We start from the raw sequence: 22,626 nt of genomic DNA, 5'->3' as shown, positions 1-22,626 counted from the left end.
GTTCCCTTCTTTCTGTTCCATATATTATCTTCTATTATATCAGAATGTACGTTCGTTTTTAAAACAATGCGATTATAAAATTTTTTTACTTTTTGTAGCTTTTAAAAAGGTTTTACCCATCAAAAAAGAGCGATTTATAACAACCGCTCCTTCTTGACAGACATTTTAATGTTTTTTTTATTGGCAACCGATTTTAGGTCTTTCTCAACTTTTTTGTTTAAATGCTTTTCGATGCCTTTACCAACAATCCAGAGCAGGAAAATCCCTACACCTGCGATGATTAACTTTACAGGGTCAGTTATTAAAGCTTTTAAGTCGTAGCCCAATACACTCATGCTGGCAATCATGATGAACTTACCTGCCATGACAACGATTAAATAATATTTTTTCTTAATATTAGAAAGACCTGCTACGATATTGACGAGAACTGATGGAGTGAACGGGAAGCAAAGCAGGATAAATAATGGACTTAGCCCTCTCATATCAACCCATTTGATTAATTTTTGAACCTTTTCTTTTTCAATAAAAACCTTGAGCCTTGGATGTTTTCCAAATCTCCGTGTAAGTAGGAAAACAACATATGAGCCTAGTACCGTTCCTATCCATGACAACAAAAAGCCTATCCATAAGCCATAGGAGCTAGCGTTAGCTACAACAATAACCACTAAAGGAAGAAATGGTAAAAAAGCTTCTATAAAAGGAAGTAAAATACCGATTAGCGGGCCAAGTGTCCGATAATGTGCTGCCAGGTTTTCAATATTTTCAACTGTAAAAAAATCGTTCACATGTTCCACCCCGACTTTTAAGGTATGATTTACTGACTAAACCGAATTTATTTAACATTGTTCATACAGTCCATTTTTATGAATTATTGTTACTATCTTTTGCAACATTATCCAAAGTTAAACCGTTAATTTAAGGTTATTTTTAAATCTATTATTCTCTCTATTCCCTATTTATTCAATTTTCAAAATGATATTCTCTTATTTTTTATATGATTTTAATACAGATGGTTGGATATTTAAAGTAAATTTACCAATTCGACTATTAATAACGATTTAAATTGTAAATTGTTCCATTTAACTGTAATACTAGATTACCTAACACGAATATGTCTATTAATGTTACTATTTTATTAGATAACTATCGAAATTTTGTTCAGAAAGGAATCAGACAAATTGAGTACCCACTTAAATTATAATGAATCAGCACTTACAAGTGATTCATTCTCTCAGGGGATTAAAGACTGTATCCCAACCTTATTAGGCTATGTAAGTATCGGCTTGGCTTTTGGCGTTATTGCTATTACTTCGAATCTTTCAGTTTTTGAGATATTTTTATTATCTGTCCTTGTTTATGCTGGATCTGCACAATTTATTTTTTGTGGATTATATGTAGCAGGTGCACCGTTTTCTGTCATCATAATCACGACTTTTATTGTAAATTTGCGTCATTTGCTTATGTCCTTAACGGTTGCTCCTCATTTAACACGGTATTCACCGCTACGTAACATTGGATTTGGCACACTATTAACCGATGAAACCTTTGGCGTTGCCGTTACAAAGCTTATGAAGGAAAAGCAGCTTGGTGGCAATTGGATGGATGGTTTAAATCTAACAGCTTATATTACGTGGATTGCTTCTTGTACAATAGGAGGACTGATTGGAAAATGGCTGCCCAACGCAGAAAACTGGGGCTTAGATTTTGCCTTAATCGCCATGTTCGGAGCTTTACTCGTTCTTAACTTAAACGGTATTGGGAAAAGCAAGCTAATGCATTATCTAAAATTGATTGCATTGATGGCCATTGTTTTATATGCATTATTATATTTCGTCCCAGGACACTTGGCCGTACTAATTGCTACTATTATTGTCGCTACGATTGGGGTGGCAACTGAAAAATGAGTATTTCCTTACCTGTTCTTTTGTTAATGCTCGGCTGTGCTCTTGTCACTTGGGTTCCACGGGTAGTTCCTTTTATATTAGTACGTAACATCCAATTACCAGATGTCGTGCTACGTTGGCTAGCCTATATCCCAGTCTGTATTTTAAGTGCACTTGTGCTGGAATCTCTTTTTGAAGCAGAAGAGAAATTCGTGACTTTCGACTGGCTCAACTTACTGGCCTTTATCCCGACATTATTTGTTGCTATCTGGACGAAAAGCTTATCGAAAACAGTGATAGTTGGCGTTGTTACAATGGCGATATTGAGATTATTGATCTAGAATTTCTAAAGGACATTTTATTTGTAAAGTGTCCTTTTTCTATAGATTGTTAGATATTTTTTTAGATTCAGCTTTAGTAAATCCACAGGTACTGCCAAATAATATCAAAAAGAGCGAAGACCATTTATAGGTCCTCGCTCTTACTTATTCCGCTACCAGCAAGCCAATACGATGGTGGTCGCCGTTATAAACTACGTGCTGGGTAAGTCGGACTTCATTTTGATGGTTGAGGACCTCTAGTCGACAATGGGCAGCATTTATTTGTAATGCTTCATATAATTGTCGTTCACTATGAACCTCCATGCCATTCACTTTTCGGATGATTTCGCCAACATCCAAGCCCATTTTTTCTGCAGGGGAATTTGGCAATACTCCTGCAATCATGACACCACTGGATTTTGCTGAAACTGCATAGACATCCTTTTGCTCACGAATAGCAAAACGGATGGATATAACGATTCGTGCAACTAGCCCTACCAGTAGCATTGCAAAGCCTACCAGTGGAACAAAATAAGCAACAAGCCCACCAATAACCACTAACTCTCCTAAAATCACAACAGCACGACCAAGTTTAGGGTACAAATATACCGGTAATGTATGTCGAGTCATTTGCTGGAAGCCTATAATTATTGGGAACAAAACAAGAGAAAATTGATTTGCTCCTATTGAGAACTGTGGCCACCAAGGGAGATATGCATCAATGACATTCCCTGGTACTACGAAAAAGATTGGTAGCACCCAAATCTTCTTGCTTAAAAAGGCGACTGCTTTTAAGCCCCTTTTTGAATTTTCCACAATTGGTGATGCATACTGCGCACCATATTTACGAATTAGCATTCCTTCAGCAACTAATAACAATCCAGCTAAAACCGCTGCTGTTACAGCTACATCCTCATTCATATTCACACCATTTATCTCTATACCAAATAAATCAATCGACACATTAAAATAGTTAAATAAGAAAAGTGTCACTAAGCTTGCCGTGAATATAATGATTGGTGACAGAAGATGAAAAATGTAAATAATCAATGCTAGAAAACTAATAATCGTCGCGACGTATAAAAATTGTACTGGTAATGTTAGTCCAAAACCGATTGAAAGAAGTGAAATACATAATGCGATTAGTAAGCCTTCCTTCAATAAGCCAATCGCTTCGGACCATCCCCATAAAATACGAATATGGAAAAATTTTCTTTCCCTTTTTACTCGACGATAGCCTAAATAGATAGCCATTATGATTGCTAGATAAAAGATTGGATTCATAAATAATCGTCCAAATGCTCTAGCAATCTCTATTAATATTTCTGTAACCATTTTTCCACCGCCCGTTTACTACTAACTAATGTCATTGTATCAAACGAGCACAGAAATGCGTAGATAGAATCTAACTATTTCGGCATAAAATTGTATTTTTCCTACAAGCTAGTCTTCAATAAATCGAATAAGCATTTTAAATCTATCTCAAATTAACTAGACTAAGTTAAATATCCCCTTTTAGGCGATTCATCATTACACTAAGTCCCATGTTTAGCTGAGCATCATTCTCCACATTTTGCTTATACTTAATTACCTGCTCACTAATACTTGCAAAGAAATCATCATCCATATGACGTCCCTTTTTCAAATCATTTTGCTCACGATAAAGCATAACTGCCTCAGCCGTATTTTCGTCATAAAAACCATCTGTTCTTGCGACATTATAACCAAGTCCACTTAATACCTTTTGTGTATAGGCAACCTCTTCTTTAAAATCACCTTCAGCAAATTCTCCTGATAATGGCAGTACTTCAAGGGAGAATAATGGATGCTGTTCTACTTCAATATCTGCCTCAATCCCTTTGCCATGAATCCATTGTCTTTCAGGAGTAAGCCATTTATTTGTAGATAATTTTAATTCTCCACCATTATCAAGTCCCCAAGTTTCTTGAACAGTTCCTTTACCAAAGCTAGTAGAACCTACAAGCAATGCTCGCTCCCAGCTCTGAACTGCTCCAGCCATTACTTCACTTGCCGATGCACTACCTTCATTTTGAAGAACTACAACCGGTAGCTTCTTCATCTTTTCTAAGTAGTATTCATCCACTTCAAGCTTTGAAGTTTTTAATGGCTCCATAGCCCCTTTACCATTTTGCATATATGCAAAAACGTCATTCTCCTTTTCGATACTACTTACAACAGCTGCTACGCTATGTAAATATCCGCCTGGATTATCACGGAGATCCACTATAATTCCTTCTACATCTTCACTGATTAATTTCTTTGTTGCCTCAACCCATTCTTCAGCTGTCTTTTCACCAAACATTGAGATTGATACATAGCCAATGTCGGTTTCCTCAGCCTTCATCACCTTTGATGCAACAGTTTTGTTATTCATTTCAGCTCGTTCTACACTGATTTTGATATGGCGCTCTGTACTTGGGCGATATAATACAAGGCTAATTTTTTCGCCAGCCTCACCTTGAATCATTTGCATCAATTCCCCAAGAGTTTTCCCATCAAGGCGTTCTTCATCAACTTGTACAATTTCATCGAAAGGACGAATTCCTGCTTTTTCTGCTGGAGATGATTTCACAGGTGAAACAACAATGAATTTACCGTCTTTTTCTGTGATTTCAATACCAATTCCAACACGTTGTCCTGCTAATGATTGCTTATGCAGGGCAGCCTCTTTCTCGGTATAGTACGTACTATACGGGTCTTGAAGAGCTCCTGCCATTCCTCGAATTGCTCCTTCAATAAGTGCAGATTCCTTAGTTCCATATACAGAGTTTTCTTTAATTAGAGAATAGGCTTGGTCAATAACAGCGATATCACTGACATTAGCTCCTCCCATTTCAGTTTCCTTCGAGCTCTGCCAGAATATAAAGCCAGCTATAATAATACAAAGCACAGCCAGTAATACAAAAAATCGACTTTTCCTCATTGTTTACCCCCTCTCGTACACTCTATGAAAAAACGAAATGGGATAACACATGGAAAAGCCGATTTTTATATTTTGCAACTTATTCTTTAAGTAAATTAAGCATTTTTGCTTATCTTAATAGAAAAAATACGATTAGAGTTTTTGAATTTTATTTCCTTCTTGCTCAGTCTAAGCTCTCTACATACTCTCCTATTGCCTCCTGATCAAGTGGACCAACAATGTGATACTGGATACGTCCCTCTGAATCAATCATAAAGGTAGAAGGAATAGTGATAATTTGATAAAGCTTATCAACCCCCTTCTCCTCCATTAAAGGAATGGGGAACGTCAGGTTATAGCTATCAACAAATTGCTGTACTGTTTTAATCGCATTTAAGGATCTTTCTGTATGTGTCAGGTTTACAGCAATAATTTCAGCATTATCGTCTTTGGCATCTTCCTTATAATATTTTTGAAGATGAGGCATTTCTTTTTTACACGGTGGGCACCAGGTTGCCCAAAAATTTAAAACAACCTTCTTCCCCTTTAGTTCAGACAGGGTAACAGTCTCTCCTGCTAAAGTTTTTAAAGTAAAGTCTGGGGCAATTTGTCCTTTTGCTAACCCTTCCTCTTGATCCAGGTTCATTTCATAGGAAACTGCTTGTTCAGAAATAGCTTCACTTGCTTCTATTTGATCTTTAATATAAGTTCCCAGCATGATGGCAACAAGTGCCATTACGACAACTAGTCCAATTGCTTTCTTTTTCATTTTCCACCCTCCAAGATAGGAAAAATTACTTTATTGAAGAGAGCTAAAGCTTTGTTTTCATGAGCTCCCTCTTTCATTATCTTTATAAGAATACCATAGATGTCGAATTATAAAAAATTCCTAAGGCATAATAAAAGCAGGCTATTTGTGATAAACACGAATTAGCCTGCTTTGTAACTGCTATAAAGAAATATAGTTTAGTGGGTTTACACTTCCAACACTTTGTTTTACCCATGTACCTACATGAATTTCAAAGTGTAAGTGAGTTCCTGTTGAACCACCTGTGTTCCCCATTCCTGCAATTTGTTGACCTTTTGATACCTGTGTTCCAACACTTACGTGAATTGAATTTAAGTGAGCATAAACAGAAGTGAAAATTTGTCCATCGATTGAATGAGTTACCATTACAACATTACCAAAAGTAGAAAGACTTCCTGCATAAGATACTACGCCATCTGCTGCTGATACGACTGGAGTACCTGTGCTGTTCGCAATATCGATTCCGTAGTGGAATTTATATTGTCCAGAGATTGGATGGATACGAGCACCATATGGACTTGTGAAACGACCGTTAGCTGGCTTTGTCCAATTTCCTGCAGAAACTGCTGGTGCTGAAGTGCCACCACCATTATTTTTTGAGTTATTGGCAGCTGCCGCTTTTCTCGCAGCTTCTTGTTGACGAGCGATTTCTAGTAATCTTTTTTGTTCTGAAGCAATTTTAGCATTAATTTCATCGCTAATTTCTACTGCTTCTTCATATTGCTCTTCTAATACCTTTTTCTCACTAGCAATCTGTTTTTGTTGAGCCTCTAATTGAACGATTAAATTATCTTTCTCTTTCTTTTGAGAGTTAAGAGAAGCTTTTAAACTATCAAGCTCAGCTTTTTTTGTTTCTAATTCTTTTTTCGTTTTTTCTAAAGTAAGCTTTTGCTCCTCTAGCTTGTCCTGATCTTGTTTTTGCTCTTTCATAATTTGACGATCGGCATCCATTAACGTATTAACAGCCGAATAACGATCAATGAAATCTACAAAACTATTAGCGCCAAGTAATACGTCTAGGAAACTAACAGAACCATTTGCCTGAAGTGCTCGAGCACGCTCTGCAAGAAGTTCATTACGTTGGTCGATTTTAGCCTGTAACGCAACAATATCAGCCTTTAACGTTTCAATTTCTTGTGTTGTTACAGAAATTTCTTGTGTAACTTGATTAATATTATTGTTTGTATTTGTTATTTTATCTGTAATTTGGGTAATTTGATTTAAAAGAACCTCTTGTTTAGATTTAATAGTATTAATTTCAGCTGACTTTTCTTGGATTTCATCGCTTAAATGATTTTTTTGCTCTTCTACCTCAGATTTTTCATTTTTTAAATCTGATAGACTTGCAGCATATGTAACTGGTACTTGAAGAGCAAGTACCAGGGCAGTTGTTGCCATAAAAATTTGGAATGGTTTTTTACTTATTTTCACAGATTAAGACCCCTTTCAACTTTCTTACACAGGATTCTACTTTTTTATTCTACTTTTTTCGCAAGACAGGCAGAATTATACCTTCAGGAATTTTCTAACTGACATGAAGCTTCCCCATATCCCAATGAACACACCCATTATTAGGAGTAATCCATTTACTTGATATAGTAATGGAGTTGCACTAAGCAGCTGTAAAAATTCACCGTCTAGCTTTGGTTGTACGATGTTGAAAATATTAACGTAAACTATTGATACAACAGCAATCGGAATCAATGCACCTAAAACACCAAGCCACATTCCTTCTAAAACAAATGGAATTCGCACGAAAGAATTTGTTGCTCCTACTAGCTTCATAATTTCTATCTCATCTCTACGCGCAATAATCGTAATTCGAATTGTGTTGGAAATTAAGAATATCGCTGTAAATAATAAGCCTACTATTAAGATTAAACCTACGTTTCGGCTTGTATTTAAGAAGCTAAATAGTTTTTCAACCTTACCTTCTCCATACTTCACTTCTTGTGTATGCTCAAATTTTTCAATTGCCTTTGCGACACTAGCTGTCTGTTGAGGCTCTGTTGCTTTTACATAAAGCACATTGTTTAGTGGGTTACTTTGCTCAAATAGACTAAGCTCTTCTCCATAACCTGCTATTAATAAATTAAGTTCCTCTTCCTTAGATGAATATACGACCTCTTCGACTCCAGGTAAACCTCTAATTTCTTCCATCAGTTGTTCTTCAGCTGCCTGAGCCTCAGTCGGGTCTGAAATAATATCTATTAACACTTTAATTTCTACATCATTTTCAATATCATCTGCCACTTTGTTTAAGTTCATCATGATGATAGTGAAGACACCTACTAAAAGCAATGTGACAGTTACAGCACTAATTGATGCAAAAGTCATCCAACCGTTTCGACCAAGCGACTTTATACTTTCACGAAAATGTCGTCGGATTGTTCTAGCTTTCATAGCCGTAGTCACCTCCGTATACATCTCGTACAATTAAACCGCCTTCGATAGCGATAACACGTTTTCTAATTGTGTTTACAATTTCACGGTTATGAGTTGCCATCACGATAGTCGTTCCACGTGTATTAATTTCTTCAAAAATATTCATGATTTCCCAGGAAGTCTCTGGATCCAGGTTACCTGTAGGCTCGTCCGCAATAACAACCTTAGGCATATTAACAATTGACCTAGCAATTGCCACACGCTGTTGCTCTCCACCTGAAAGCTCATTAGGGAACATACGAACTTTATGCTTTAGACCAACTAAGTCTAAAACATCCATCACGCGTTTACGGATATCTTTTGGGTTTTCTTCTATAACTTCAAGAGCAAATGCAACATTTTCATATACATTCAATCTTGGTAGTAATTTAAAATCTTGGAATACTACACCTAACTGACGTCTAAGTAGCGGAACTTGTCGATTTTTAAGCTTCGTCAAATCCATTCCTGCAATAACAACTTCACCTGACGTAGGCTTTTCCTCACGATACATTAATTTTATAAATGTAGATTTACCAGCACCACTCGGGCCCACTACATAGACAAACTCACCTTTTTGTATATCTATAGAAATTCCATTTGCTGCAACTACACCATTTGGATATTTCTTTACGACGTTATTCATTTGAATCATAAATAAAACCACCTAAGTTTCAAGTTTCTATTAAAATAGATTTTTTCACTCAACAACCATTATAGCATTCATTTCCTAAGTTTTTATTACAATTTCATTTCATATTTCTTGTCAGGAAGGATGGAATTTATAAATTTTCCATATTTTCTATGCTAATAGAATTATTTCTTTTCTTACCTCTTTCTATTATTCCATAAACAGACAAAAATCCCTTTTAAATTACAAAGCGAATTCAAAAGAAAGATTAGCACTTACTAATAGCAATACTTATGTATTGTAATGCATCTGAAGGATTTAAGCATACAAGTCACCATCCAAAAAATAGAAAAAGTTTATTATTTAAATCACACCTTCTTGTACAATGGTCTCAGTAAGCCATACAACTTTTATCCCACAGCTGCCCAATTAAATATGAGTGTAAATGTAAAATCCACTTATAAAGAGGATCTGTTCAGCTTTCCCTTAAATATTAAAATAATAATGAAAAAACGAACCGCGATTGAGCTGCGATTCGTTTTTTAAATTTATTCTGCGATATAGCGAACGATGATAGCACCCGTTCGCGACTCACCATTTAGTTTTAAAATATTGGCATCATCGATGATTTTATCGAAATGGTAGGTTTTAAGGAAGAATTGGTCTTCTTCCAGTCTTGTTTCTACATCAGGTAAACCTACATCTGCTTTTCCGAAGTTTGTTGCCACTTGTCCATCCAACGATATAGATTTCGGAACGTAAAGTTCAACAGCTCCTGCAACCGTTTGGGCTTTTACTTTTCTGGCATCCTTTGCATTTGTAGTAATGACCACTGCACCGTTTACAGATTCTGCTTCTACCTCCTGCAGCTCACCATCGATATAAATACGTCCGTTCACTGTCTCAGTTTCTAAATCTTCACCTTTGACATTACGCAAATCAATTGAGCCATTTCCTGTCTCAATATGGGCATGCTGGAAGGATACTTGATCGACTTTAACTGCCCCATTATATGTCTTTACTTTTAATAGCTTGGATTCTAGGTTTTGAATCGTTACACTGCCATTTAATAAACGCACTAATAAAAGATCATAAAGCTTTTCTGGTACCACTAGTCGCAATGAAACCTGAGAAAGCTTAGTTGAAACAGAAATCGTTAATTTATCATTTGTTAAATTTACAAATTTCTCTTCAAATTGAGTTTTTGTTTTTTCTTCATCATGGTCAATTAGGGACGTCTTAACCTGTGTTTCCACTACTATTTGTTGCCCCTCCGATTTTACAAAATCTACTTTTCCATTTGGAAGATCGATTTCAATGCCTTTAACTACGTCAGCATCAAATGTATAGGTTTTGTCAAACTGTACTTTTTCCCCAAACGGGAACTCTAAATCGAAGTCCTTTATTTTCGTGAAGGTTGTATTCATTAACCCCATTACTCTTTCACTAAATTGAGAGAGATCTTGTTTTAAATCGTTCATGAATTCATCCATTTTTTTATTTGTATCACTATTGTTAAATGCTTTGCCAAAGAAATCCTCAAAACCTGTTGTTTTAGTTTTCTTTTCTTCAGTTGTTTGTTGTTGTGAAGCTTCACTATGCTCTTGTGTAGCTTTTGCCTCTTCTACTGTACTTTTAGTTAGAGGAACGATTGTAGGTTGAGTGGAGTTCTGTTCTTTTGTTAACGCCTCAAGTAAAACTATCGCCTCTTCAGCTGAGATTGTTCCGTTTTCAACTAATTTTAATATGCGCTTGCGTTCGTTTTCCATTTTCAAAAAAGCCTCCCTCTATGTGTATATTTAGTTATACGCTGAGGGAGGTGAAAAAGTTTCATATCTTATCTTTAAATTTTGACATTTATTATTTATTCGTTGCTTCTGCTAATAGAGTGTCCATGCGTTTTCGGTCACGTTCTAAAACAGTTTTTAAATAGTGCCCTGTGTACGACTTCTCGTTTGCGGCAATTTCCTCAGGTGTGCCGGTTGCTAAAATTGTGCCTCCCTTTTCTCCACCCTCTGGACCTAAGTCGATTAGATAATCGGCTGTTTTAATAACGTCTAGATTATGCTCGATAACTAGCACTGTATCTCCATTTTCCACAAGTCGTTGGAGTACCTTTAACAAGCGGGCAATGTCATGTGCATGAAGCCCAGTTGTAGGTTCATCTAAAATATAAATAGACTTCCCTGTTGAACGGCGATGTAGCTCGGAGGCCAATTTTACACGCTGCGCTTCCCCACCTGATAGAGTTGTAGCAGGTTGTCCTAGCTTCATATAACCCAGCCCTACATCCACAATCGTTTGAAGTTTCCGTTGAATTTTCGGGACGTTTTCAAAGAATACTACGGCATCTTCAATCGTCATATCTAATAGCTCAGCAATGTTTTTTTCTTTATAGCGTACCTCTAATGTCTCACGATTATAACGTTTTCCATGACATACCTCACATGGGACATAGACATCTGGCAGGAAGTGCATCTCGATCCGGATAATCCCGTCTCCACTACAAGCTTCACAGCGCCCACCTCTTACATTGAAGCTAAAACGGCCCTTTTTATAGCCTCGAATTTTCGCTTCGTTTGTTGATGCATAAAGGTCACGAATATCATCAAAGACACCAGTATATGTGGCTGGATTTGATCGGGGTGTTCGACCGATTGGAGATTGATCGATATCAATAACCTTTTCCAAATGTTCAATGCCTGTGATTTCTTTATGAGCACCAGGCTTTGTTCTTGCACGATTTAACTTCTGTGCCAGTGCCTTATATAAAATTTCGTTAATCAGTGTAGATTTACCAGAGCCTGAAACCCCTGTTACAGCAATAAATTGGCCTAAAGGAATATCGACTTTTACATTTTTCAAGTTATTTTCGGTTGCACCTTTGATGGTTAGCTTTCTCCCATCAGATTTTCGACGTTCGATTGGAAGGGGAATAAATTTTTTCCCACTTAAATATTGCCCTGTAATTGATGCAGAATCATTCATTACTTCATCTGGTGTTCCAGCAGCTACGATTTCGCCACCATGAACTCCAGCTCCAGGTCCCACATCAATTAAATAATCGGCGGCCATCATTGTATCCTCGTCATGCTCCACTACTATCAATGTGTTTCCTAAATCACGCATATCCTGCATCGTTGCCACCAGTCGATCATTATCTCGCTGATGCAATCCAATCGATGGCTCATCAAGAATATAAAGAACGCCAGATAAGCGGGAGCCTATTTGGGTAGCAAGACGAATCCTTTGCGCCTCTCCTCCTGATAAAGTACCAGCAGCGCGAGAAAGAGTTAGATAATCTAGCCCCACATTTATTAAAAAGCTCAATCGCTCAGTAATTTCTCGAATAATGAGTCTAGCAATTTGCATCTCTTTTTCTGAAAGCGTTAAATTGGAGAAAAATCCAAACATATCTCCTACCGAATGCTGTGTAGCTTCTGCAATATGTAAACCCTCTACTTTTACTGCAAGTGTCTCTGGCTTTAAACGGTAGCCTTTACACGATGGACAGGCTTGTTCAGTCATGTATTTTTGCATTTGCTCACGAACATATTCTGAAGTAGAGTCTCGGAAGCGTCGCTCAATATTGCGGACAACCCCTTCAAATTCGATTGCTTTGTTATGAACACTGCCATACTCGTTTTGGTAATAGAAATGGATTTTCTCGCCATCAGAGCCGTATAAGATTTTATCCATCTGACTTTTTGGTATTTGCGAAACCGGTACATCCGTTGGAATGCCATAGTGTGTACAAACAGCCTTCAGGAGCTGTGGATAATACTGAGAGCTAGTTGGTTCCCAAGCAGCGATCGCATGCTCCTCTAAAGTCTTATCCCAGTCTGGAATTAATAAATCCAAATCAACCTCTTGTTTTGTTCCTAGTCCATCACATGAAGGACATGCACCAAAGGGACTATTGAAAGAGAACATACGCGGCTCTAGCTCACCGATAGAAAATCCACATAATGGGCAGGCATGATGCTGGCTAAATAGTAATTCCTCATGCTCCATTACATCTACTAGCACTTTTCCATCAGCTAAGTTACAGGCTGTTTCAAGTGACTCATATAAACGCGAAGAGATCCCCTCTTTAACAACTACACGGTCAATTACAACCTCAATATTATGCTTTTTATTTTTATCTAGCTCAATTGAGTCATCTAGATCCTGCATTTCACCGTCTACACGTACACGTACATAGCCTTGCTTTTTTAAATCCTCAAGCAATTTGACATGTGCACCCTTACGTCCTGAAACAACCGGCGCCAACAATTGCATTTTTGTGCGCTCCGGATATTCTAATAATCGATCGACCATCTGTTCAATGGTTTGAGATGCAATCTCTGTACCATGGATTGGACAAATCGGTTTCCCGATACGGGCAAATAAAAGTCGTAAATAATCATAAATTTCTGTTACTGTTCCCACAGTGGAACGAGGATTTTTACTTGTCGTTTTTTGGTCAATCGAAATTGCGGGAGATAGTCCTTCAATTGAGTCAACATCTGGTTTATCCATTTGACCTAAAAATTGTCGTGCATAAGCAGAAAGGGATTCAACATAGCGGCGTTGTCCTTCTGCATAAATCGTATCAAATGCCAGGGAAGACTTTCCTGACCCAGATAAGCCAGTAATAACAACTAGCTTATCTCGAGGAATAGTAACGTTAATATTCTTCAAATTATTTGAACGTGCACCTTGCACTACTATTTCAGTATTTTTCACGATTGCTTATCCCTCTACCTTCAGTTCAAATATTGTATCTCTCAATTCTGCGGCACGTTCAAAATCAAGCGCTTTTGCTGCTTCTTTCATTTCTAGCTCAAGCGATGCAACAAGCTTTTCGATTTCGGACTTTGTCATTTTCTTTCCTTTTGTCACCTTTGTCATGTATGTCTCTTCTGCTTCTGCTGCTTGTGTTGCTCGAATCAACTCAGGAATTTTCTTTTGAATTGTCATCGGCGTAATGCCATGCTTTTTGTTATAGTCTTCTTGAATAGAACGACGACGCTTTGTTTCATCAAGGGCTTTTCGCATGGAATCTGTTATATTGTCTGCATACATAATGACATGACCATTGGAATTTCGGGCAGCTCGTCCAATTGTTTGGATCAATGAACGTTCAGAGCGTAAAAACCCTTCTTTATCAGCATCGAGAATTGCTACGAGAGAAACCTCCGGAATATCCAACCCTTCTCTCAGTAGGTTAATTCCTACTAATACGTCATAGGTTCCTTTACGCAGCTCCCTTAAAATCTCTATCCGCTCTAGTGTCTTAATTTCCGAGTGCAGATACTCAACCTTCATGCCCAGCTCTTTTAAATACGCCGTTAAATCCTCCGACATTTTCTTCGTCAATGTCGTTATAAGAACACGCTCTTGTTTTCTTATGCGTTCGTTAATTTCATCGATTAAATCATCTATTTGTCCCTCTATTGGTCGTACATCTATGGTTGGATCCAGCAATCCTGTTGGACGAATGATTTGCTCTACCATTTCTGGTGTATGCTCTATTTCGTATGGTCCTGGTGTTGCAGAAACATAAATGGCCTGACTAATATGCTTTTCAAACTCTTCAAATCTCAATGGCCTGTTATCTAAGGCAGATGGTAGTCGGAATCCATGATCGACTAAAACGCCTTTTCGAGCTTGGTCACCGTTAAACATCCCGCGAATTTGCGGCAATGTAACGTGACTCTCATCGACTACTAGTAAAAAATCCTTTGGGAAGTAATCTAGTAATGTATAGGGTGTAGCTCCAGCATCTCTCAAGGTTAAGTGACGTGAATAGTTTTCAATACCCGAACAAAAGCCCATTTCACGCATCATTTCTAAGTCGTAGTTTGTACGCTGCTCTAATCGCTGCGCTTCTAATAATTTATCCTCTGAACGGAATTTTTCTAGCTGCTGCTCTAGTTCCACTTCGATATTTTCAATAGCTTTCACCATTTTTTCTTCACGTGTTACGAAGTGGGATGCCGGGAATATGGCAACATGATCACGATCACCTAAAATTTCACCTGTTAAAGCATCCACCTCACGAATGCGATCGATCTCATCTCCAAAAAATTCTACTCGAAGGCATTTTTCATCTCTTGAAGCTGGGAATATTTCAACAACGTCTCCTCTTACGCGGAATGTCCCACGTGTAAAATTGACATCATTTCTTTCATATTGGATATCTACCAATTTTCTCAATAATTGATTTCGTTCGATTTCCATTCCAGTTCGAATGGATACAACCATTTCTCGATATTCTTCCGGATTCCCCAAGCCATAAATACAGGAGACTGAAGCTATGATAATTACGTCATCTCTTTCAAACAGTGCGGATGTTGCAGAGTGTCTTAGCTTATCAATTTCATCATTTATGCTGGAATCTTTTTCGATGTATGTATCTGTTTGCGGTACATACGCTTCTGGCTGAAAGTAATCATAGTAACTAACAAAGTATTCTACTGCATTGTTGGGGAAAAACTGCTTAAATTCACTATAAAGCTGTCCTGCCAATGTCTTATTATGCGCAATTACTAGCGTTGGCTTCTTTACTTCTTGTATAACATTAGAAACTGTAAAAGTTTTTCCTGTACCTGTTGCTCCGAGTAACGTTTGGTGTTTTTTGCCCTCTTGAATGCCCTTCACTAGCTCTTGTATGGCATTCGGCTGATCGCCACTCGGATGGTATACAGATTGTAAGTCAAAAGTGGCCATTTTTCGTTCGTCCTTCCATCCAAATCTTGTATATTTATTTTAGCATATCTCTTTTTAAATTACGAGAAATATGCGAACGTACGTTTTTAATTTTATTTCTTACTTCTACTATTTTCTAATTTTAATCTTTTAAAACATCTGATGTGGAATTTGTCTATGATTTTATTCTTTTCCATCATTTTCACTACTCTAAACACAAAAAGTCGCCTTCAGTATCACATCCCTAAGGGGACTACTGCCAAGGCGACTTTTTTAACATTATATTCATCTACATTACCGACTCTTGTGACTCTTCCATTTCTTGAGTTTCTTGTAATTCACTTAGCTCTTTTGTGTACTCATAAAAAGCTTCTTCGTTTCTTTCGTCTAATGCACTATCGATGAGATCTTTCAGCTGTTCAATTCTTTGCAATCTTTGCATTCTGTTCAAAAACAAGTCCAAATAAATGTCATTCAATAACTTTTCAGATTCGTTTGCATGTTGATAGTGTCCAACTGCCTTAAGAAAATCTGTGTATGAATAATATTTATCCATCGATATCACCCCGATTCCCTTTTTTCTATTATAAAAAAACAGTTATCAATTTGCAATATTTTCTGAAAAATAGATCTATTTTTTCATGAGCCTAGGGAAAAATTTCCTACAGCAAGGGAGAGAGCATTTAATTTTCCACTATATTCCTGGTTAATACGATGAAATTATTATTTAAATATAATTTCACAAAGTTGTCAAAATCTTCTGTTGAATCAGTAAAAAGTTCATATTATGATTTATTTAAATTGGTTATTTAGCATTAAAAAATTATCTAAGGAGGAATTTTTCAATGACAAAGGATATACCTGTTTTAGATTCATACCGGATTAATCTAGATACTTATCTGATTGCGCCATACAAAGAGGGAGAAAAAATTTATTCTTACATTTATGATAAAAATGGTGAGTATATTGTAAAGCGCAAGCCGTTTTACATAATTCGTAAGTCTTGCGATTTATTTGGCTATAATTACAATGCTGCCATTCGATTCTCAAAGGATTTCTTTGGTAAAGATAAGCATAAGGTGCCAATCAATCTTCCTAATGAGAAAGCAACAAATATAATGATTCCAATTTATTCTCCTTCATCACCTAATAATATTTGGATTGCACTTCATGGCATTTCAATCATTAGCGACCCTAAGCTTCCTACTGAAATCACTCTGCCTGATGGAAAAGAGCATCCATTACCAGTGAGCTTTACCTCTTTTCAAACACAATACTTACGTGCAATCGAGTTATATAAACATATCTTTAATCTAAAAAGAGAGATTCAACCTGAAAATGAACCTAAGCCAAAACCTCTTAATTCAATTAATCCTTTTTTTCCGCTAAATCAAGATCAAGATGATTAGTATGTGAAGCTTTACTTAAGTACTCTTTAAGTAAATCTTCAACATGATTTCTCAATCTAATATTCGAGTATCTTCGAACATCCATGACCTTCTTATAATGAAACTGATATTCTGTGAACATTTCATCTCTTCTACCTTGTACTACTCTTAATTGATGATTTTTCAAATACACCTTAGTGCTCCTTAACTCACATTCAGCATATTTTCTTGCTTCATCAATTAAATAAATATATGGACGCTTTAATTTAAACTGCCCAGTCTCTATTTGTGCTTGATCATTTTCCAGTACAATCAGGAGCATAGGTAAGTATATTGCTGCTTCTAGATATGGGACAGCTTCAATGGGAATATGTGCCATTAAAAACCCTCCTAATAATAGAACGTTTGTTCTTATTATTATAATACAACAAAACAGAAATAATGCAATTAAGATTTGGAGGTAATTAATGGGGAATTTCATCAATCCCTAAAGAGAGTCGAAGAAGAGATATTAAAGATTGCGATCAATTTTGTTAAAGAACAGTATTTGCTAAATAACCAATTTAAATTACACCTTAGATAAGCATAAAAAGAAAACCTTTTTAGCATGGAAACGCTAAAAAGGTTTTTATAAGTATTATTGACCGATACGAGAACGGAGATATGCATTGATGAAATCATCTAGATCGCCATCCATAACGCCTTGAACATTACCAGTTTCAAAGTTTGTACGATGGTCTTTTACCATTGAATACGGATGGAAAACATATGAACGAATTTGAGAGCCCCAGCCAATTTCTTTTTGCTCTCCACGGATCGCATCAAGCTCTGCCTGTTGTTTTTCAATTTCAAGCTGATACAATTTTGCCTTTAACATGTTCATCGCTTTTTCACGGTTTTTGATTTGTGAACGTTCTGCCTGGCAGGATACTACAACACCAGTTGGGGTATGGGTAATACGTACAGCTGAATCCGTCGTATTAATATGCTGCCCACCAGCACCTGTTGCACGGTACGTATCTATTTTTAAATCCTCTGTGCGAATATCGATTTCAATCTCGTTATTGAACTCTGGCATGATATCACAAGAAACAAAGGATGTATGGCGTCTTCCTGCAGAATCAAATGGTGAAATACGCACTAAACGGTGTACCCCTTTTTCTGCTTTTAAATAACCATAGGCGTTATGCCCTTGAATTAACAGGGTAACAGATTTAATCCCTGCCTCATCCCCTGGTAAATAATCCATTGTCTCAACCTTGAAGCCATGCTTTTCAGCCCAACGCGTATACATGCGTAGCAGCATTGAACCCCAGTCCTGTGATTCTGTCCCACCTGCACCTGGGTGAAGCTCTAAGATGGCATTATTTTTATCATATGGCTCACTTAAAAGCATTTGTAGCTCAAAGCCGTCCATTTTACGACCAAAATCTTCAATTTCAGTGCCTAATTCTTCTTGAAGCTCTTCGTCTGGCTCTTCCTTTAAAAGCTCCAATGTCATTTCTAGATTTTCCTGTGTTTCCACAAGCTCATTAAATTCATTGACAATTGCTTTTAGCCCATTCGCTTCATTGATGACTGTTTGTGCCCCATTTTGGTCATTCCAAAAATCAGGCATAAGCATTAATTCATCGAGCTCCTGAATACGTGCCTCTTTGTTTTCTAAGTCAAAGAGACCCCCTAAAGTCCGCCAATTTTGAGGCTGTAGTTTCTAGCACATTTCTTACTTCTGATAATTCAATCATTTATAATCCTCCGTACTCGTATTTAAAACTGTTAGAACCGTGTCATCGATTCCATGAGAAAAAGATGACTACGGTTCAAGTGTTCGTTCTTAGAATTTATTTGTAGTAACAGGCTTTTAGTAAACTAAATTACTCAGCACCATGACAGTTTTTATATTTCTTGCCACTGCCACATGGACATGGATTATTACGGCCGACGTTTTCTACTTTACGTACGGGCTGCTTTTTCTTTGGCGCTGTTTCCTCTTTTGGATTCACAGCTTGTCCTTTTGCCACTTCTTCACGCTCTAGATTGTTGCGAATTTGCGCCTTCAATGCATATTTCGTTACATCCTCACGAATAGAAGCCAGCATGTCCTCAAACATTGCAAATCCTTCTTGTTCGTATTCACGCAATGGATCTGTTTGACCGTAAGCGCGCAGGTGAATCCCTTGACGTAATTGATCCATCGCATCGATATGATCAATCCATTTTGTATCAATTGAACGAAGCAGGATAACCTTTTCAAACTCACGCATACGTTCTGGTGTTAGCATTTCTTCTTTTTCGTCGTAGCGTTTTTGTACCTCAGCGTAAATGAAGGAAATAATTTCTTCAGGCGTTTTTCCTTCTAAATCGCTCGCTTTAATGGCACCCTCTTCTAATAAATTCGCTTGGATATAATCTTCCAGCGATTTTAGGTTCCAATCCTTTGGCTCGCCCTGTGTATGAACACCAACAATATTTTCAATAGACTGCTGGATCATCGTTTCAACAAGGACACGCATGTTTTCAGTTTCTAATACATCGCGACGTTCCTTGTAAATTACCTCACGCTGCTGCCGTAAAACATCATCGTATTGTAATAAACGTTTACGCGCATCAAAGTTATTTCCTTCAACACGTTTTTGAGCTGATTCCACCGCTTTTGATACCATGCCTGACTGAATTGGTTGATTATCATCCATTCCAAGTCTAGTCATCATCGTTTTCATCTTATCAGAGCCAAAGCGACGCATTAGCTCATCTTCAAGAGAAAGGTAGAATTGCGTTAACCCTGGATCCCCTTGACGACCTGAACGTCCGCGAAGCTGATTATCTATACGACGAGATTCATGGCGTTCAGTACCAATTACAGCTAAACCACCAAGCTCAAGCACACCTTCTCCAAGCTTAATGTCAGTACCACGACCGGCCATGTTTGTGGCAATTGTTACAGCACCTCGGTTACCCGCGTTCGCAATAATTTCCGCTTCACGTTCATGGTTCTTCGCGTTTAATACATTATGCGGGATTTTATGTTTATTTAATAAATCAGAGATAATTTCCGACGTTTCAATAGCAACCGTACCAACTAAAACAGGCTGACCCTTTTTGTGACGCTCAGCAATTTCTGCTGCCACCGCATTAAACTTCCCATTCATCGTAGCGAAGATCAAATCTGGTCTATCATCACGAGCAATTGGCTTGTTCGTCGGAATCGCAACAACCTGCATATTATAAATGTTACGGAACTCTTCTTCCTCAGTTTTTGCAGTACCAGTCATACCAGATAGCTTCTCGTACATACGGAAGTAGTTTTGGAACGTAATTGTAGCCATTGTCATCGATTCATTTTGAATATCAACGCCTTCTTTTGCTTCAATTGCTTGGTGAAGCCCATCAGAATAGCGGCGCCCCTTCATAAGACGACCAGTGAATCCATCAACGATAATAATTTCGCCATCTTGAACAACGTAATCCACATCACGATGCATGGAAACATGCGCTTTTAACGATTGGTTGATGGCATGCAATAATCGAACGTGTGATAAATCAAATAAATTGTCGATACCAAATGCTTTTTCTGCTTTTCCAATACCGTTATCAGTTAATGTAACACCCTTTGTTGATTCATCATACGTGTAATCTTCTTCCACTTTTAAGCGGCTTACGAACATATTGGCCTGAAGGTAAAGCTGTGCCGTTTTACCAGCTTGTCCCGAAATAATCAGTGGCGTACGTGCTTCATCGACCAAGATCGAGTCAACTTCGTCAATTACTGCATAGTGAAGAGGACGCTGCACACGCTCTTCCTTATAAACAACCATGTTATCACGTAGATAGTCGAATCCAAGCTCGTTATTCGTACTATATGTAATGTCTGCTGCATAAGCTTCGCGCTTTTCATCCTTTGTCAGGCTGTTTAAATTTAAGCCTACTGTCAAGCCAAGGAAATTATAAAGCTCGCCCATCTCTGTAGCATCACGTGTTGCAAGATACTCATTGACAGTCACAACGTGAACGCCTTTACCAGTTAATGCATTTAAGTACACAGACATCGTAGCAGTTAAAGTTTTACCTTCCCCTGTTTTCATCTCCGCAATATTACCCTCGTTTAAAGTTGCAGCCCCCATAATTTGCACGCGGAAAGGATACATTCCTAGTACACGGCGTGCTGCTTCACGACAAACAGCAAATGCTTCTGGAAGCAGCTGCTCTAAAGTCTCGCCTTTTTGGTAGCGATCTTTAAATTCTGTTGTTTTTTCTTTTAAATCCTCATCGTTCAGTTGTTCCATTTGAGAAGCATACGCCTCTACCTGATCTGCAATTTTCGTTAATTTTTTAACTTCTCTTTTGTTCGGATCAAAAATTTTATTTAAAATGTTTGCCATGGATTTTTTCACTTCCCATATAGTCTCAATTTTCATTTTATCATTTCCTATAGAGTAGGTGCAAATGTCCGTACCACCCACTAAAACAAATTAAAGCATCCCTACATATATTAAGGAGAATTGTGTGGGAATTGTGTGGGTGCCTGGTACATGGAGTATTCTGAATTGTTCTGGAGTTGTGTGTGTACCAGGCACACCTTAGAAAGTAGGTTTGCTTGTGGGAAACGAGAGTTCCAAGTTGATGTCGTATACGCTGCTTGTGTTGTTGATTTTGATTTGGGGTGTGAGTTGGCCGATTTATAAGAATGGGGTTAATTTTATGCCTCCGCTTTTATTTGCCGGGGTTCGTGCATTTGTTGGGGGGGCCATTTTAGTAGTAATCGCTTGGAAAAATCGCCATCGTTTACGATTCAAAAGTAATTGGCGTTATTATTTAATTTCGGCGACTTTAAATATCGTGCTCTATTTAGGTATTCAAACGGTTGGTCTCATTTATTTGCCTGGTGGATTATTCTCAGTTCTTGTTTATTTTCAACCAGTTTTGTTAGGAATCCTCGCTTGGTGGTTTTTAGGTGAAGGGATGACAATCACCAAAATTATTGGCTTAGTCCTTGGTTTTATCGGCATCTTCTTGGTGAGCATGGACGGTCTGACAATCCATGTGTCCGCAATTGGCGTGACGCTTGCTCTTGCGACTGCCTTAGTATGGGCGAGTGGTGTCGTATATGTGAAGAAAAATAAAACACGGGTAGACCCTTATTGGATGGTGGTTATGCAGCTAGTAATCGGTGGTGCTGTTCTGTTGTTTGGCGGCTTTGTAACAGAGGATGCAAGCACTATCATTTGGAATATGGGACTCATTTCTAGTTTAATCTGGGGCTCCACAGCTGGAATGGCGATTGCACAAATTCTTTATTACAAGCTGATAAATGAAGGTGAAGCAAGCAAAGTAGGGGCGTTTACTTTTCTTGTGCCAATACTCTCGGTCATCATTAGTGCAATCTTTTTAGATGAAGCAATCACAGTAAATCTATTCTATGGAATGATTTTCGTTGGACTTAGTATTTATTTAGTAAACTATCAAAGGAAAAGTAAGAAAGTGCTCAGTAAAATATAAGTGAAGAGGATACGCGAGCTGTTGATGAGAGCTCGCGTTTTTTAGTGCTGTAGTTTGCAA

General features: G+C 37.6%; 18 protein-coding genes. 4 read left to right on the top strand and 14 right to left on the bottom strand.

Features of this window, described 5'->3' with window-relative positions; all coding sequences use genetic code 11:
* Positions 1-134 precede the first annotated feature (134 nt).
* Positions 135-785: a TVP38/TMEM64 family protein gene (locus tag BJ095_RS05450; RefSeq protein WP_107932726.1), complete on the bottom strand. Its 651-nt coding sequence runs from the start codon at positions 783-785 to the stop codon at positions 135-137.
* A 393-nt stretch (positions 786-1,178) separates the two neighbouring features.
* Between BJ095_RS05450 and BJ095_RS05445 the strand changes: the two genes are divergently transcribed.
* Both BJ095_RS05445 and BJ095_RS05440 read left to right on the top strand, forming a co-directional pair.
* Entirely contained in the window at positions 1,179-1,904 is a 726-nt protein-coding gene (locus tag BJ095_RS05445; RefSeq protein WP_107932724.1) for an AzlC family ABC transporter permease, read from the top strand.
* The gene (locus BJ095_RS05440) at positions 1,901-2,224 is read left to right on the top strand and encodes an AzlD domain-containing protein (protein WP_107932722.1); all 324 of its coding nucleotides are present in this window, start codon (positions 1,901-1,903) and stop codon (positions 2,222-2,224) included. Before BJ095_RS05445 ends, BJ095_RS05440 begins: the two co-directional genes overlap by 4 nt.
* Positions 2,225-2,368: 144 nt before the next feature.
* Here the strand turns inward: BJ095_RS05440 and BJ095_RS05435 are convergent, their stop codons facing one another.
* From BJ095_RS05435 to BJ095_RS05390, 10 genes are all read right to left on the bottom strand, one after another.
* A complete protein-coding gene (locus BJ095_RS05435; RefSeq protein WP_107932720.1) occupies positions 2,369-3,538 on the bottom strand; it encodes a PDZ domain-containing protein in 1,170 nt (389 codons plus the stop codon).
* Positions 3,539-3,704: 166 nt separating this feature from the next.
* Entirely contained in the window at positions 3,705-5,147 is a 1,443-nt protein-coding gene (locus BJ095_RS05430) for a S41 family peptidase (protein ID WP_107932718.1), read from the bottom strand.
* Positions 5,148-5,310: 163 nt separating this feature from the next.
* On the bottom strand, positions 5,311-5,895 hold the full coding sequence (locus BJ095_RS05425) for a peroxiredoxin family protein (RefSeq protein ID WP_107932716.1): 585 nt from the start codon (positions 5,893-5,895) through the stop codon (positions 5,311-5,313).
* Between the two features lie 180 nt (positions 5,896-6,075).
* On the bottom strand, positions 6,076-7,365 hold the full coding sequence (locus tag BJ095_RS05420) for a murein hydrolase activator EnvC family protein (RefSeq protein ID WP_235867581.1): 1,290 nt from the start codon (positions 7,363-7,365) through the stop codon (positions 6,076-6,078).
* Positions 7,366-7,440: 75 nt separating this feature from the next.
* Positions 7,441-8,337: a permease-like cell division protein FtsX gene (gene ftsX / locus BJ095_RS05415; RefSeq protein ID WP_107932714.1), complete on the bottom strand. Its 897-nt coding sequence runs from the start codon at positions 8,335-8,337 to the stop codon at positions 7,441-7,443.
* Positions 8,327-9,013 carry a cell division ATP-binding protein FtsE gene (gene ftsE / locus BJ095_RS05410; RefSeq protein WP_107932712.1) on the bottom strand — a complete coding sequence of 229 codons (687 nt, stop codon included), beginning with the start codon at positions 9,011-9,013 and terminating at the stop codon, positions 8,327-8,329. The genes ftsX and ftsE overlap by 11 nt, the downstream gene beginning before the upstream one ends.
* Positions 9,014-9,537: 524 nt before the next feature.
* Positions 9,538-10,758, bottom strand: a complete 1,221-nt coding sequence (locus tag BJ095_RS05405; RefSeq protein WP_107932710.1) for a DUF4097 family beta strand repeat-containing protein — start codon at positions 10,756-10,758, stop codon at positions 9,538-9,540.
* A 91-nt stretch (positions 10,759-10,849) separates the two neighbouring features.
* Positions 10,850-13,717: an excinuclease ABC subunit UvrA gene (gene uvrA / locus BJ095_RS05400; protein ID WP_107932709.1), complete on the bottom strand. Its 2,868-nt coding sequence runs from the start codon at positions 13,715-13,717 to the stop codon at positions 10,850-10,852.
* Positions 13,718-13,723: 6 nt separating this feature from the next.
* Positions 13,724-15,703: an excinuclease ABC subunit UvrB gene (gene uvrB / locus BJ095_RS05395; protein ID WP_107932707.1), complete on the bottom strand. Its 1,980-nt coding sequence runs from the start codon at positions 15,701-15,703 to the stop codon at positions 13,724-13,726.
* 268 nt (positions 15,704-15,971) lie between these two features.
* Positions 15,972-16,238: an IDEAL domain-containing protein gene (locus BJ095_RS05390; RefSeq protein ID WP_107932705.1), complete on the bottom strand. Its 267-nt coding sequence runs from the start codon at positions 16,236-16,238 to the stop codon at positions 15,972-15,974.
* Between the two features lie 289 nt (positions 16,239-16,527).
* Here BJ095_RS05390 and BJ095_RS05385 point away from each other — a divergent pair, with 289 nt between their 5' ends.
* On the top strand, positions 16,528-17,091 hold the full coding sequence (locus tag BJ095_RS05385) for a competence protein ComK (RefSeq protein WP_107932703.1): 564 nt from the start codon (positions 16,528-16,530) through the stop codon (positions 17,089-17,091).
* On the opposite strand, the gene BJ095_RS05380 is transcribed toward BJ095_RS05385, so the two are convergent.
* The 3 genes from BJ095_RS05380 to secA form a co-directional block, all read right to left on the bottom strand.
* Positions 17,051-17,449: a hypothetical protein gene (locus BJ095_RS05380; RefSeq protein ID WP_107932701.1), complete on the bottom strand. Its 399-nt coding sequence runs from the start codon at positions 17,447-17,449 to the stop codon at positions 17,051-17,053. The genes BJ095_RS05385 and BJ095_RS05380 overlap by 41 nt on opposite strands.
* Before the next feature lie 258 nt (positions 17,450-17,707).
* Positions 17,708-18,812 (bottom strand): peptide chain release factor 2 gene (prfB, locus tag BJ095_RS05375; RefSeq protein ID WP_107932755.1). Its coding sequence is split into 2 segments (ribosomal slippage): positions 17,708-18,739 and positions 18,741-18,812, totalling 1,104 coding nucleotides; the frame shifts between segments, so codons are not numbered across the junction.
* Between the two features lie 132 nt (positions 18,813-18,944).
* Positions 18,945-21,449, bottom strand: a complete 2,505-nt coding sequence (gene secA, locus BJ095_RS05370) for a preprotein translocase subunit SecA (protein ID WP_107932753.1) — start codon at positions 21,447-21,449, stop codon at positions 18,945-18,947.
* A gap of 241 nt (positions 21,450-21,690) precedes the next feature.
* On the opposite strand from secA, the gene BJ095_RS05365 reads away from it, so the two are divergent.
* Positions 21,691-22,566, top strand: coding sequence for a DMT family transporter (locus tag BJ095_RS05365; RefSeq protein WP_107932699.1), 876 nt, complete (start codon positions 21,691-21,693; stop codon positions 22,564-22,566).
* Positions 22,567-22,626: the final 60 nt, after the last annotated feature.

The organism is Ureibacillus chungkukjangi, assembly GCF_003217295.1.
Taxonomy (GTDB): domain Bacteria; phylum Bacillota; class Bacilli; order Bacillales_A; family Planococcaceae; genus Ureibacillus; species Ureibacillus chungkukjangi.
This window is presented reverse-complemented; position numbering and strand designations above follow the sequence as displayed.

Bases quoted from the DNA above. Each gene is read 5' to 3' on its own strand.
- BJ095_RS05405 (WP_107932710.1), bottom strand. From the start codon at position 10,758: ATGGAAAACGAACGCAAGCGCATATTAAAATTAGTTGAAAACGGAACA.
- BJ095_RS05425 (WP_107932716.1), bottom strand. From the start codon at position 5,895: ATGAAAAAGAAAGCAATTGGACTAGTTGTCGTAATGGCACTTGTTGCC.
- ftsX (WP_107932714.1), bottom strand. From the start codon at position 8,337: ATGAAAGCTAGAACAATCCGACGACATTTTCGTGAAAGTATAAAGTCG.
- BJ095_RS05430 (WP_107932718.1), bottom strand. From the start codon at position 5,147: ATGAGGAAAAGTCGATTTTTTGTATTACTGGCTGTGCTTTGTATTATT.
- secA (WP_107932753.1), bottom strand. From the start codon at position 21,449: ATGGCAAACATTTTAAATAAAATTTTTGATCCGAACAAAAGAGAAGTT.
- ftsE (WP_107932712.1), bottom strand. From the start codon at position 9,013: ATGATTCAAATGAATAACGTCGTAAAGAAATATCCAAATGGTGTAGTT.
- BJ095_RS05390 (WP_107932705.1), bottom strand. From the start codon at position 16,238: ATGGATAAATATTATTCATACACAGATTTTCTTAAGGCAGTTGGACAC.
- uvrB (WP_107932707.1), bottom strand. From the start codon at position 15,703: ATGGCCACTTTTGACTTACAATCTGTATACCATCCGAGTGGCGATCAG.
- BJ095_RS05435 (WP_107932720.1), bottom strand. From the start codon at position 3,538: ATGGTTACAGAAATATTAATAGAGATTGCTAGAGCATTTGGACGATTA.
- BJ095_RS05440 (WP_107932722.1), top strand. From the start codon at position 1,901: ATGAGTATTTCCTTACCTGTTCTTTTGTTAATGCTCGGCTGTGCTCTT.
- BJ095_RS05385 (WP_107932703.1), top strand. From the start codon at position 16,528: ATGACAAAGGATATACCTGTTTTAGATTCATACCGGATTAATCTAGAT.
- BJ095_RS05380 (WP_107932701.1), bottom strand. From the start codon at position 17,449: ATGGCACATATTCCCATTGAAGCTGTCCCATATCTAGAAGCAGCAATA.
- BJ095_RS05365 (WP_107932699.1), top strand. From the start codon at position 21,691: ATGTCGTATACGCTGCTTGTGTTGTTGATTTTGATTTGGGGTGTGAGT.